1 pseudogene is annotated in these 424 nt (G+C 64.4%); it reads right to left on the reverse strand.

The window, feature by feature from the left end:
- Positions 1 to 424: pseudogene (locus Q8W67_RS17495) on the reverse strand (transposase); the annotation flags it as partial.

The raw sequence follows: 424 nt of genomic DNA on the forward strand, positions 1-424 counted from the left end.
TCGGACGCCAGGGCGATGATGGCGCGGGTCAGCCCATCCTCGTCGGCCAGCACAGTCGGCACGTAGCGCTGCGTGCCTCGATGCTGGCCGACGATCCGGCAGGCGTGGCGTTCCGAGAGGCCGTACTTCTCCCGGATGCCAGCCACCGCCTGCCGGCGTCGCTCGGGGGCTACAAGTTTCCCGAGGCGACGTCCGCCAGCACCTGCTTCTCCAGCGATAAGTCGGCCACCAGACGACAAAGGCGTGCGTTCTCGCGCTCCAGATCCTTCATCTTCTTGGCCTGATCGACCTTCAGACCGCCGTACTCCTTGCGCCAGCGGTAGTAGCTTTGCTCGGAGATATCCGCCTCCTTGCAAGAGACGGCGATGCTCTTGCCTTGCGCCGTCTGTACCTCAATCTGGCGCAGCATCAGCACGACCTGTTC

Source organism: Methylobacterium sp. NEAU K (assembly GCF_030700285.1).
In the GTDB taxonomy this organism is placed as follows: Bacteria; Pseudomonadota; Alphaproteobacteria; order Rhizobiales; family Beijerinckiaceae; genus Methylobacterium.